Source organism: Skermanella aerolata KACC 11604 (genome assembly GCF_000936425.1).
GTDB classification, from domain to species: Bacteria; Pseudomonadota; Alphaproteobacteria; order Azospirillales; family Azospirillaceae; genus Skermanella; species Skermanella aerolata.
The window spans coordinates 300,777-313,581 of sequence record NZ_AVFK01000002.1 but is presented as its reverse complement, the minus strand read 5'-3'; the positions used below and the strand labels follow the sequence as shown (position 1 = coordinate 313,581).

Below are 12,805 nucleotides of genomic sequence, written 5' to 3'. Positions count from 1 at the left end.
GTTGCCCGCTCAGGCGAATTAGGCCTGCGCGCCTTCCGTCACGGGAGCGGCATCGCCCTCGGCGACCGGAGCGGCTTCCTCGTCGGTCGGCAGCTCTTCCTCGACGCCCTCTTCCTGCTCGCCGACATCGATGCCCGACGCGATCATCTCCGCCTGGAGACCGTCGAGGACGGAACCGGCGATCAGGTCGCAGTAGGTATCGATGGCGCGCAGCGCGTCGTCGTTGCCGGGGATCGGGAAAGCGACGCCATCGGGATCGGAGTTGCTGTCGATGACCGCAACGACGGGAATGCCCAGCTTATTGGCTTCCTGAACCGCGATCGACTCCTTGTTGGTGTCGATAATGAACAGGATGTCCGGCAGGCCGCCCATCTCCTTGATGCCGCCCAGCGCCCGCTCCAGCTTGTCACGCTCGCGCGTGAGTTGGAGGGTTTCCTTCTTGGTCAGGCCGATATTGGTGTCCTGAAGCCGCTCTTCCATTTCGCGCAGGCGCTTGATCGACTGGGAGATGGTCTTCCAGTTGGTCAGCATGCCGCCGAGCCAGCGATGGTTGACGTAGTACTGACCGCAGCGCGAAGCGGCGTCGGCAACCTTCTCCTGGGCCTGGCGCTTGGTGCCGACGAACAGTACGCGGCCACCGCCCGCCACCACGTCGCGAACCGCCGTCATGGCGCGGTGCAGCATGGGGACGCTCTGCTCAAGATCGATGATATGAACGCCGTTGCGCACGCCGAAGATATACGGCTGCATCTTCGGGTTCCAGCGACGCGTATGGTGACCGAAGTGAACGCCGGCTTCCAGCAGCTGGCGCATGGTGAATGAAGGCATCGGCATGGAAAACAGTCCTTTTCCGGTTACTCCGCCGCGAGCGTGGTCCGCACCATGCGAACACCGGAGCGGGCCATCGGCGAATGTGCCGAAGGACCGCAAGCCCGCGTGAGGTTTTGCGACGCGCGATAGATAGCTTGCCGCCTTCCGTTTGGCAACCTCCGTCATCAGGCGTCGCAACCTGCCTGGAAACGTCGTTTGTCCGATTCGCCGGGTCCCGGCGGTAGACGATCGTTTTCTTCCTAAGCGCCGTTATCCATAAGGGGCAAAAAACGCTTATAGTTGTCATTATCACCGCCAAGTACATACCAACGCGTTTAAAGAAACCATATGGCAGCATGTTATAATATCCAAGTATTCATTATCATGGTTTCTTAAACACGAATATGTCGAATTTGATTTCTTTGCATTGAAATTGAAACGCTTTTGAGTCAAAAAATAAATTGTCCACGGCTGGACCGTCCGCTGGACAAGAATTATCCAGTAATTATGCCTCTGAAGCACGTGCTTCAGTGATCGCTAGAGTTTTGCCAAAGATAAGGAAGAAAACTATGTCCTATGCATCCGAGTATCGCATTGGATTTGGAGCTGAGCTTGATGTCAGCAAGCTCTTCGTCCATGTCGACGATACCGAAAACTTCGACGAGAACAGCTTCGCACCGGTCGCCGAGCGCTTTAACAAATATGGTGTCGCCGTATTGGTGTGCAAGGAACGGCCCGAGCCGCGCGTCAACAGTGTCGCGCTTAAGCAGTACTTCGGCAATGTGATCCTGCACGACCGCGCTGACGAAGACGGTATCGTTCCGATCGACCCCACGGACCCGATCCCCGGCTATCTCGGCTCCACCTGCGCCGATCATCCGCCCCACACCGACGGCGCCTTCTCGCTGGAACCGGAACAGGTCCTGACCCTGCAATGCATCGTCGCCACCACGGATGGCGGCATGACCCAACTGGTCAGCGGCGACTCGGCCTATGACTATATGGCGCGCAAGCACCCGAAGCTGTTGCCGGCGCTGTTCCGTCCCGATGCGATGAGCATTCAGCGGACCGATATCCGCTGCCTGCGCCCGATCTTCAACTGGGTCGGCGGCCGGGTGCAGATGGTCTACCGCGAAGACGATGTGGCTGCCACGATCATTCACCCCGAAGCGACCGAGGCGTTCTCGGTACTGCGCGAGTTCATCATCGATCCGGAAAACATCGTCGAGTTCCGCCTGCAACCGAACTGGATTGTCGTTCTCGACAATCTTCGCCTGCTGCATGGCCGCACTGCCTTCCCGACCAGCCAGGCTCGACGGATGAACCGGCTGAACTTCGACGGCACCGGCCCGTTCGGCCGCTATCTCAGCTTCGGCATCATCCCCACCTTCAGCGAACTGGCCGTCGCAGCCTGAATCAAGAAGGCCCGGCGGTGGAAGCCGCCGGGCCTTCTTGACTGGGCTTGCAGGGATGTCATGTTTTCTAGGTAGCGGTTTGAACTATGGATCGCCGCCGGCAGCCCGTTCGGCTGATACAAGCGCGGTTGATCAGTAACTCAGTAATCGAAGCTTCGGTCCGGTGAAGCGGCGGGATGCAGCATCCCTTACCGCCGCACCTTCTCGAAGGTTACGCCACGCGTGCTGAGTCGGCCCGGTCGGAGCGAACCTGCTCCAGGAAACGTCCGACTTCACGCTTGAGAATGTCGGCCTGATGAGACAGGTCATTCGAGAACTCGCTGATCTGCCCGGCAGCACCACCCGTATCGCGAGCGGCACTTTCGACGAGGCCGATGTTCCTGGAAACTTCCTGGGTCCCCATGGCCGCCTGATCGACATTGCGCGCGATCTCGCTGGTCGCGGCAGTCTGTTCGGAAACCGCCGATGCGACCGATGCGCCGATACCGCCGATTTCAGCAATGACAATCGAAATCGAGCCGATTGCCTTGACCGCATCGGCGGTGCCTGTCTGGACGGCTGCGATCTGGGCGGCGATTTCTTCGGTTGCCTTGGCGGTCTGGTTTGCCAATCCCTTGACTTCGCTTGCGACCACCGCAAACCCTTTGCCGGCTTCGCCGGCCCGTGCGGCTTCGATCGTCGCGTTCAATGCCAGCAGGTTGGTTTGGCTCGCAATGTCATTGATCAGGTTGACGATCTGCCCGATGCTTTCGACCGTTTCGGATAGACGCTGGATCAGGCGGGTCGTTTCCTTGGCCTCCAGGTCGGCCCGCGACGCGACCGTCCGCGAGCGTTCGACCTGAGACGCGATCTCGTTGATGGAAACAGCCAGTTCTTCCGTCGCGGCCGCGACGGTCTGAACATTGCCCGATGCCTGTTCGGCGGCGCTCGCTACCGACGTCGCCTGCGTGCTGGTCTCGGTTGCCGTGGATGCCATCTGCCTTGAGGACGACTGCATCTGGGACGCGGCCGTAGTGACCGCGTCCACAACGGTTCCGACCTGGCTTTCGAAGGAGTCGGCCAGACCGCGCAAGGCAATCCGGCGATCACTGTCGGCTTGGCGCTTCTGCTGCTCCTGGCCCTGTTCAAGGCGGAGCTTCTCGATCGCGTTATCCTTGAACACATTGATGACCCGGCCCATCTGTCCCAGCTCATCCTTCCGGTCCACCATCGGCACCGTGATCGTCAAATCGCCCTCGGCCAGCCGGAGCATCGCCTGGGAAAGGATGCCGATCGGCTTACTGACCAGGACTCTCAGGAGAATCAGCAGAAGTCCGATTACGATCGCCAATATGATCGCCGCAGCGACGATCGAGTTCGTGACAACCCGTTCCACTTCCTTCTTGAGCCCTTCCTGGCTCCAGAAGACGGTTAGCTTTCCGATCGGGTCGGGGGAAGTGCCAAAGAACACGTCGGTCACGATCACCGTGTTGCCACGGAATTCATAACCCAGCGTGTATTCCGCGGCTCCCGCCAGCCGAATGGCCCGTCCATCACGAGCAAGATCGTCGGAACCGACCTTCGAAGCCGATTCGTCGCCATGCTCCACAAGGACTTCACCGGTCTTGCCTGTCACGCGAAAGGCGAATGCCTGCGCATCCTCGCCGGACGACAGCCGGGCGAACATCTTCACCATGGCAGCGGCCTGCTTGAAATTGATCGCCGGGGCGATCTGCGCGCCGACGAGTTCGGTAATCGTGGCCTGCGAGTTCGCGGCGCCAGCCTTCAATATTTCCTGCTGGGACTGCCCGGATAGCCAGATCATGATGCCGAAGCCGATCAGAACCGCGACAGCGATAGCGAGAGCCACCTTGCGGCCGATGGACACAACGCGATCTCCCTTGCCGTCTTTCGGCTTCCTTACAGCTGATCCAGTGACATCAGACATCAACTTCTCCTTCTTCGAGCATACCCATTGCCGACCTCAGCACGTCCACCACCCGGTCTCATTGCCAATCCGATTTCCGTGGCAGACCAGTGGCTTCGGCCCCCATAAAGCAAGGCGGTGGAAAGTTAAAGTTGCAAGATTTTAGACTAAATACAACTAAAATAGCCAAAAATCCTGCTTATGCATCTCAAAGCGTCTCAAACTTCTTCAAGAATGAGATTTTTATCCGTACATGAGTATATCCTATTACCTAACCGCGATATGCATGACAGTTTGTCGCGTTTGAACCCCACGGTATAGTGCGGGGAGTGAACAAGTCCTGAAAATTGTAATCAACAACCAACCCAATGCCGCATCCTTCTATCACAGGCTTCAAACTGAAGTTGAAATGCCTACTATCCCATAAGCAGGTCGGTGGATGAGGCCCAGTTCCGACGGCCTCCACCGCCGTCAATGATGAAGCCCATTTAGATATTTTTAAGAGTGTCGATAGCAAATAAGTTATAGTACTTTCGACCTTACACCAAGAGTCATATAGCGCCTGAGGAGAAATCGTGGTGAAGAACAAGCTGTCATTCGTGGCGGTAGCGCTTGTCGCGCTTGGCCTGTCGGGCCAGGCCGTGGCGCAGGCCAAGATCGAAGTCGGTGTTACCTGGGCCGGCAAGTCAGGCGCCACTACCCGGCTTTACACAAGCATGAAAGACCGGCTGCAGGAAATCGCACCGCAGATCTCTCTCGAATTCGCAGGTGAGCAGGCAGATATCGCCAAGGTCGAAGAGACGATCAAGAAGTTCGACTCTTCAAAGGCAGCTACTGTAGCTTTGCGCGACAGCGCAGCCACCCTGCTGGCTACGCTAAAGACCGTGAATCCGACTTTTCTCGGCGGGACTAATAATCCCAAGTTTTACGGAACGATCAAGAACATACAGGCCCCCGAAGGCAATATCACCGGCGTCACCTACTTCCTCCCCAAGGATATCATCATCCGGAGCTTCATTTCCCTGCTTCCGGAAGCGGACTTCTTCAGCTTCATTGGCGACACGAAGCACTCCAGCTTCGCTGTCGACAAAGAAGGATCAGAAGAAGCCTGCAAGCAGTTGAAGTTGCGCTGCACCTTCAATGCCGTTACGACGGCGGATGAAGCTAAAGACATCGCGGCGCGCAACCCGGATGGCGCCAAGGCTTTCGTGCTGATGAACCACGGGCTGCTGATCGACAATACCAAGGCCATCGTCGCCAGCGCCGGCAAAGTTCCTACTTTTGCGTTCGGCGATGCATCGGTCAAGGACGGCGCCGTCGCTGGCCTGGTTGCCGATGTCGGCAAGCTTGGCGTTCAGCTCGCCGATGCCATCAACGACGTTCTGGTGAAGAAAAAGCCTGTCTCTGCGGTTCCGGTCGGGTTGGACAACCAGCCTCTGCTCGTCATCAACATGGGCAGCGTCAACCGCCTCGGCCTGAATATCCCGCTCGAGATTCTCTCGACCGGAACGGTCGTGGATTGATTTCGGGCGTCTTTCGACGAAAAGAAGGGCCGCGACGGTTCGCCGTCGCGGCCCTTCTTTTCAGCTTCCCATGTCCGCACCGACCATCCTTGAACGCTCAGGATGACCGAACAAGCGATGGATGCTACGGTTCGCCTGTATAGGGTGGGATACAACTTGGCGGCATCGGTCCCTTGTTGCGACGACCTCCTTGAATTTCTTCCCAGGCATGGGCAAGCAGTCCGACGGCGCGTCCGAGGATGAAGATTCCGCGTCCGAGCGGGGGCGCAAAACCCAGTTCTCCCAGCACAGCCGCAATCGCTCCGTCGATGTTCGTCGGCAGCAGAAAACCTTTTTGAGCTTTCAGTTCGGCTTCGATCAGCAGCGTCACCGCCAAGTGGTTGCCGGCGATCGTCCCGTCCGATTTCGCCTGCTCGAGAATCTCGAAGATCCGTGCGGAGCGAGGATCGATCGGATGGAGATGTTTGCCGAAGCCCGGAACGAATTTTTCTCCCGCAGCCCTGCGCTCCGCCAGTTCACAGCGAACCGCCTCTTCCAGGGAGTCGAATCGGGATGCCGACTCTAGGATCTTCTCGAACAGCTCCATGCACTGTTGACCGGCACCGCCATGATGATCACCGAGCAGGGTGATGGCGGAACCCAGGGCGGCATTCAGCCCGATACCGCACGTGGCGCCCATCCGCGCCACTGCGGATGACGGAGACTGAGGTCCGTGATCGACCGTTGCGACCAGAACCGCCTCCAGCAGCCGCGCTTCCGCATCGGAAGGCAGTTCACCCCTGAGCATCAGCCAGATGGTCGGGACAAATCCCACTTTGCCAATCAAGTCCTGAATCGGAATGCCCCGGAGATTGACGATACCGGGTTTGAGTTCAGTGATCCCCGTGCTCCACCATGCGAGCATCTGGTCCTTGTCGACCGGAGGCTTATGGGGCTTGCCGCGGGCAACCGCTTTTTCCGATCCGCTCATCGCGCGGCACTCCCTTTGAGAACCTCGATTTCCTCCTGCGAGAAACCAAGCTCGGCAAAGATCTCGTCGTTATGCTGGCCAAGCAGCGGAGGCGGCGTATCCACGGTAGGATCGCCGCCGGACAGTCTGAAACCGCTCCTGCTGACGGTGATATCGCGGTCGATACCGGGAACGCGCGGCAACGTCCGCAGGAAGTTGCGCTCCTGAATATGAGGATGCTTAAGGATATCCGGCACCGTCATGACCCGTCCCGATGGGACACCCTCGGCATTGAGCCTTTCCTCCCAATGCTCGGCCGTGTCTTCGACCAGCGCGTCCTCGATCTCGTCCTTCAGGGTCGCCCGGTTGGCCATCCGCGCGGTCCTGCTGCTGAAGCGGTCGTCGGCTGAAAGATCCGGGCGTCCGATCAGCCGGCAGAGCGTGACGAACTGGTCCTGCGTATTGGCCGAAATGTTGATTTCGCCGTGACTGGTCTTGAACAGGCCCGACGGACTGGCCGTGATGTTCTCGTTGCCGGACGGCTTCGGCTTCTTGCCGGTGATCAGATAATTGGCGACAGCCCAGCCCATCGTGACCAGCGTGGATTCGATCAGCGAGACATCGGCGAACTGCCCTTCACCACTCACCGAACGCCGGAATAGGGCAGCGCAGACCGCGAAAGCCGCCGTCAACCCACCGATCGTGTCGCAAACCGGAAAGCCGACCCGCAGCGGAGCCGACTGGTCGTCGCCGGTTACGCTCATGATGCCGGACAGGCCCTGAATGATCTGGTCATAGGCCGGCTTGTTGCGCCACGGACCATCCTGTCCGAAACCCGAGACGGCGCAATAAACCAGATCGGGCTTGATCTCCTTGAGCGCCTCGTAGCCGCAGCCCAGCCGGTCCATCACACCAGGACGGAAGTTTTCGAGAACCACATCGGCGGTCTTGACCAGCCGCCGGAAGGCCTCCTTGCCCTCCGGGGACTTGAGGTTCAGGGTGATCGACTTCTTTCCCGCGTTTTGGGCAAGAAAACCCGTCCCCATCCCCTTCGAGCTGAGTTCGGGATCCATACCGAACTGGCGCGCAAGGTCGCCGGCCCCGGGAACCTCGACCTTGATCACTTCCGCTCCCAGGAGCGCTAACTGAAACCCGCAGAATGGACCCGCCAACACGTTGGTCAGGTCGATGACGCGGACACCTTCAAGCAAGGATGACACATGGTTCTCCAATCATGAAACGGAGGAAGAAGGGGTCGTGCACACCGCTGGGTGTACTCAGATGTCGACGGGCTCGTCGGTTTTGGATGATGGCTGCGCCATGCCGACGTAGACCGCGCTGCCGACCACCAGAACTGTCCCGCCAACGGCCATCGCATCTGGAAAGTCGTCGAAGAGGAGGACGCCGAACAGCAATCCCCAAACGAGCTGCGTGTACTGGAAGGCGGAAACGCTCGACACCGGAGCCCAGCGCAGGGCCTGAACCAGAAAGAAGTGGCCGGATGACATCAGAAGACCGGTGACGAACATCCAGCCGAGGTCCGGCCAATCCGGCTCGATGTAGACCGATGGAAGCATCGGCAGCGAGAAACCAAGGATGCCGATCACATGGGCAGCCACCAGCGCGCCGCCCGGTTCACCCCCGCCGACGGTGCGCAGGATCATGGCATTGCAAGCGAACAGCACGGCCACCGCCAGCGATGCCAGGTAACCCGAATTGAAGTCCGTGACGCCTGGACGCAGGATGATCAGGATGCCTGCGAATCCGACGGCGATCCCGATCCAGCGCCTCCAGCCCACCCTCTCGCCGAGAACCACGGTCGACAGGCCGGCGGCGAACAAAGGACCGGAAAACTGCACCGAATAGGCGGTCGACATCGGAAGCCTGCTGAGCGCATAGAATACGCAGACCGCCATGGAGCCGGAAATCACCGCGCGCATGAGCACCATTCCCGGGCGGGCGATCCGGATCCTTCCCTGGCGCCTTGCGTAAAGCAGCATCAAAGCCACCGGAAGCAAAGCCGCCAAGGACATGTACGCCATAAGCTGGAAGATGGAATAATGGGAGCTAAGTGACTTTACTATTGCATGAAAACTTGGAAACAAGGCAAAGGCAGCAACAGCCGCCCATAATCCGTGCGAGGTTTTATTCTGAGGCATGCAAAGCATTGCGCGGGCGAGCAAATCGCACCTCCGGATTGAACCAAATACTCAAATCTCGAATGAGTTCAATGGATTGAACGATCGATGTAAATTGATAAGCTTTAGCTCTAATTCTGTCAAGAAAGAGTTTTTATTAAAATCAATGGAATACTGGAGTATGGATTTACTTGGGAATGCACTTATAGGACAATCTAGCCTTGCTGCTTGACTTCACTTCTGCACTATACAGGGCGCACGCAAATAGAAACGCCGTGCCGGGCGCTGTTGCGAGCCCAGGCACGGCGTTCGCGGCCGCAATCCTATTGTCCGTCCGGCTTATGACCCGGCTTTTAAGCCTGATCAGAGATCCAGTACATCGGCGACACCGGGAATCGCCTTGATCGCCGCCCTGCCCTTCGCCGAAACCGCATAGGCGCCGGGCAGCGCGATCTCCGCCTCTCTCAAGCCGCCCACATCGACAAGGATCGATATCCTGCCCCTTCCCCGTCCGATCTGTTCGAGGATATTCCGAAGATGCGGCGCTGCAGCGGGCTCGTTGAGGACGATCTGCAATCCTTCCGCCGCAAGGGCGACCTCGTCCTCCAGCGGCTTCACCTGGTGGCAGGTCAGCCGCATATCCTCGCCCTGGACCTGCACGTCAACCATCAGGACGACGCTCTTGCCCGGCTCGAGCAGGTCGCGCGACGTTGCTAGAAGCTCGGAAAACAGGGTGACCTCGTAGACGCCGGTCGAATCCGACAGGCTGACGAAGGCGAAGCGGTTACCGCTCTTCGCCACGCGCTCCTGCCGGTTGATCACGACACCGGCCATCGGGAATCGAGTGGAACCGCCGCCACTGGCCTTCTTCAGCAGATCGGCTGAATTCACCACGCGCAATCGCGCCAGCGGCTTGGCGAAGCCGTCCAGCGGATGGGCCGAGAGATAGAAGCCGATGGCGCCGAATTCATGCGCCAGCCGGTCCAGTTGGTCCCAATCGGCGACCTTGGGCAGGTCGGGCACCTTCAGCGTCACGCCCGCACCGCCGCCGAACAGACTAGACTGGCCGCTCTCGCGCTCGGCGACGGCGGCCTGAGCGTACCGGATCAGGGTTTCGACACCGCCATGGACCTGCCGCCGGTTCGGGTTGAGACTGTCGAAGGCACCGGCGCAAGTCAGGTTCTCAAGCTGCCGCTTGTTGATGACCTTGGTGTCCAGGCGCCGCGCGAGGTTGAACAAGTCGGTGTACCGGCCCGTCTCTTCCCGCTGCTTGACCAGAGCTTCCATGGCCTGCATGCCGACACCCTTGACGGCGGCAAGCGCGTAGCGGATCGCGCGCTCGCCGTCCGGCATCGCTTCCACACGGAATACCGCGTTGGACTTGTTGATGTCGGGCGTCAGCAAACGGATCTTCAAGCGCACCAGCTCCTGCCTGAAGGTATTCAGCTTATCGGTATTGCCGAGGTCGAGCGTCATGGACGCCGCGAGGAACTCGACCGGATAATTGGCCTTCAGGTAGGCTGTCTGGTAGGCGACCAGGGCATAAGCGGCAGCGTGCGACTTGTTGAAGCCGTAGCCGGCAAACTTGTTCACCTGATCGAAGATCAAGCCGGCCTGATCGCCATCCACGCCTTTGCCGACGGCACCGTCGATGAACAGCTTGCGCTGGGCGTCCATCTCCGCCTGGATCTTCTTGCCCATGGCCCGCCGCAGCAGGTCGGCGCCGCCCAGCGAATAGCCGGACAGCACCTGGGCGATCTGCATGACCTGTTCCTGGTAGATCATGATCCCGAAGGTGTCCTTCAGGATCGGCTCGAGCCAGGGATGCATGTAGTCGGCTTCTATCTCGCCGTTCTTCACCGCGATGTAGGTCGGGATGTTGTCCATCGGACCGGGGCGATACAGCGAAACCAGCGCGATGATGTCGTCGAAGCGGTTCGGCTTGAGGCGTCGCAGGACGTCGCGCATGCCCGAACTTTCCAGCTGGAACACGCCGGTCGTCTCGCCGCGAGACATCATCTCATAGGTCCTGGAGTCGTCCAGCGGCAGGTTCGACAGGTCGATGGTCTCTCCGCGCTCGACGATCAGCTCGACTGCGCGTTGCAGCACGGTCAGGGTCTTGAGACCAAGGAAGTCGAACTTAACCAAGCCGGCCTGTTCGACGTATTTCATATTGAACTGGGTGACCGGCATGTCGGAGCGTGGATCGCGATAGAGCGGCACCAGCTGGTCGAGAGGCCGGTCGCCGATCACGACGCCGGCGGCATGGGTCGATGCGTGACGGAACAGGCCTTCCAGGCGGAGCGCGATCTCGATCAGCCGCTTGACCGACTCGTCGGAGTCCCGCGCCTGCTGAAGCATGGGCTCGCCGTCGATCGCCTGTCCCAGGGTGACCGGATTGGCCGGGTTGTTGGGCACCAGCTTGCAGATCTTGTCGACCTGCCCATACGGCATCTGAAGCACGCGTCCGACGTCGCGGAGCACCGCGCGAGCCTGGAGCTTACCGAACGTGATGATCTGGGCGACGCGGTCGTAGCCGTAGTAATCCTGCACATAACGGATCACCTCGTCCCGGCGGTCCTGGCAGAAGTCGATATCGAAGTCGGGCATCGAAACGCGTTCGGGATTGAGGAACCGCTCGAACAGCAAGCCGAAGCGTAGAGGATCGAGGTCGGTGATCGTCAGCGACCAGGCGACGACCGATCCGGCGCCTGAACCGCGCCCTGGCCCGACGGGAATGTCGTGCTTCTTCGCCCATTTGATGAAGTCAGACACGATCAGGAAGTAGCCGGGAAACTTCATGTTCTCGATCACGTTCAGCTCGAAGTCGAGCCGCTCGCGATAGGTCTTTTCGGTCTGCGCCCGTTGCTCGGGCGTCATATCGGGCGTGAACACCTGATGTTCGAGCCGATCGGTCAAGCCGATATGAGCTTGGTGCCGAAGTTCCTCCGGCTCGGTTCGGCCTCCTGCGGCCGCCGCGGTAAAGGCGGGTAGAATCGGCTTGATCGGTCGAAGCAGGTAACTGCACCGGCGCGCGATGACCAGAGTGTTGTCTACAGCCTCCGGTAGGTCTGCGAACAGGGCGCGCATTTCCTCAGCCGACTTGAATCGGTGCTGCGGTGTCAGGCGCCGACGTTCGGCTTCTACGACATAAGCACCCTCGGCTATGCAAAGCAGGGCGTCATGGGCTTCGTACATGTCCTCTGTCGCGAAGAAGCAGTCGTTGGTCGCGACCAGCGGCAGATCCATGCGATAGGCAAGATCGACCAGATCAGGTTCGATCCGATCCTCGACCTCAAGCCCGTGGCGCATCAGCTCGACATAGAGCCGGTTGGGAAACAGCCGCTGAAGCTGTCCCGCGACTTCCTCCGCCACGGCTTTCTGGCCTTCGGCGAACAGTCTGCCCACCGAACCAGACGGACCACCGGTGAGTGCGATCAATCCTTCGGTGAAGCCTTCAAGGTCGCTCAGGGAGATCTGCGGCGCCGATGTCGGATCGCCTTCCATGAAGGCCTTGCTGACCAGCTTCGTCAGGTTGACGTAACCAGTCTCCGACTGGACAAGCAGCGTCAGCTGGTCAGGCATGTTCAAGCCCTTGCCTACCGGCTTGCCGCCGCCATTGGCACTCGGCCCCATCCGGCGGATGCCGACCTGACATCCAAGGATCGGCTGAACACCGGAGTCGGCCGCAGCAAGCGAGAATTCCAGTGCGCCAAACAGATTGCCAGTGTCGGTAACCGCTACCGCCGGCATCTCCTTCTTCTGGCAGAGCTTGACCAGCTCCTTGATCTTGATCGCCCCCTCGGAGAGCGAATAGGCGGAGTGGACTCGCAGGTGGACGAAATCGGCGATCGGCATGGAGGATGGGACTCAGGCAACGGTCAGGGAAGCGGTACCAACATGCCAAGACCGCGCCTCTGCGTCATGTGCAAGTTTTTCTTGACGCCCCTGCGCTCGTGATCAGGAAATGCATCCACGCATAACCCGTCATGACGGGATGCGAGCATTGGCTCCGGAACTCGTCCTCGATCCGCTGGAATCAGGCGGCTAATCGCCGGGCGAGT

8 protein-coding genes are annotated in these 12,805 nt (G+C 59.5%); 2 read left to right on the top strand and 6 right to left on the bottom strand.

Going from position 1 to position 12,805, the window contains the following annotated elements:
* Positions 1-18: 18 nt before the first annotated feature.
* The gene (gene rpsB, locus N826_RS04450; RefSeq protein WP_044426171.1) at positions 19-834 is read right to left on the bottom strand and encodes a 30S ribosomal protein S2; all 816 of its coding nucleotides are present in this window, start codon (positions 832-834) and stop codon (positions 19-21) included.
* A 545-nt stretch (positions 835-1,379) separates the two neighbouring features.
* Between rpsB and N826_RS04445 the strand changes: the two genes are divergently transcribed.
* Positions 1,380-2,225: a TauD/TfdA family dioxygenase gene (locus tag N826_RS04445; protein WP_052830828.1), complete on the top strand. Its 846-nt coding sequence runs from the start codon at positions 1,380-1,382 to the stop codon at positions 2,223-2,225.
* A 211-nt stretch (positions 2,226-2,436) separates the two neighbouring features.
* Here the strand turns inward: N826_RS04445 and N826_RS04440 are convergent, their stop codons facing one another.
* On the bottom strand, positions 2,437-4,092 hold the full coding sequence (locus N826_RS04440) for a methyl-accepting chemotaxis protein (RefSeq protein ID WP_052830827.1): 1,656 nt from the start codon (positions 4,090-4,092) through the stop codon (positions 2,437-2,439).
* A 617-nt stretch (positions 4,093-4,709) separates the two neighbouring features.
* On the opposite strand from N826_RS04440, the gene N826_RS04435 reads away from it, so the two are divergent.
* Positions 4,710-5,654 (top strand): ABC transporter substrate-binding protein, encoded by a 945-nt coding sequence (locus N826_RS04435; RefSeq protein WP_044426169.1) that lies wholly within the window; start codon positions 4,710-4,712, stop codon positions 5,652-5,654.
* A gap of 124 nt (positions 5,655-5,778) precedes the next feature.
* On the opposite strand, the gene N826_RS04430 is transcribed toward N826_RS04435, so the two are convergent.
* The 4 genes from N826_RS04430 to dnaE form a co-directional block, all read right to left on the bottom strand.
* Positions 5,779-6,624, bottom strand: coding sequence for a citryl-CoA lyase (locus N826_RS04430; RefSeq protein ID WP_044426168.1), 846 nt, complete (start codon positions 6,622-6,624; stop codon positions 5,779-5,781).
* Complete coding sequence (locus tag N826_RS04425) at positions 6,621-7,823, bottom strand: CaiB/BaiF CoA transferase family protein (RefSeq protein WP_044426167.1); 1,203 nt, start codon at positions 7,821-7,823, stop codon at positions 6,621-6,623. Before N826_RS04425 ends, N826_RS04430 begins: the two co-directional genes overlap by 4 nt.
* Positions 7,824-7,880: 57 nt before the next feature.
* A complete protein-coding gene (locus N826_RS04420; protein WP_244619437.1) occupies positions 7,881-8,762 on the bottom strand; it encodes a DMT family transporter in 882 nt (293 codons plus the stop codon).
* Positions 8,763-9,104: 342 nt separating this feature from the next.
* On the bottom strand, positions 9,105-12,599 hold the full coding sequence (gene dnaE, locus N826_RS04415; RefSeq protein ID WP_044426165.1) for a DNA polymerase III subunit alpha: 3,495 nt from the start codon (positions 12,597-12,599) through the stop codon (positions 9,105-9,107).
* Positions 12,600-12,805: the final 206 nt, after the last annotated feature.

What these genes read in the sequence shown, in the direction of transcription:
- N826_RS04445 (WP_052830828.1), top strand. Translation starts at nt 1,380, where the DNA reads ATGTCCTATGCATCCGAGTATCGCATTGGATTTGGAGCTGAGCTTGAT.
- rpsB (WP_044426171.1), bottom strand. Translation starts at nt 834, where the DNA reads ATGCCGATGCCTTCATTCACCATGCGCCAGCTGCTGGAAGCCGGCGTT.
- N826_RS04430 (WP_044426168.1), bottom strand. Translation starts at nt 6,624, where the DNA reads ATGAGCGGATCGGAAAAAGCGGTTGCCCGCGGCAAGCCCCATAAGCCT.
- N826_RS04420 (WP_244619437.1), bottom strand. Translation starts at nt 8,762, where the DNA reads ATGCCTCAGAATAAAACCTCGCACGGATTATGGGCGGCTGTTGCTGCC.
- dnaE (WP_044426165.1), bottom strand. Translation starts at nt 12,599, where the DNA reads ATGCCGATCGCCGATTTCGTCCACCTGCGAGTCCACTCCGCCTATTCG.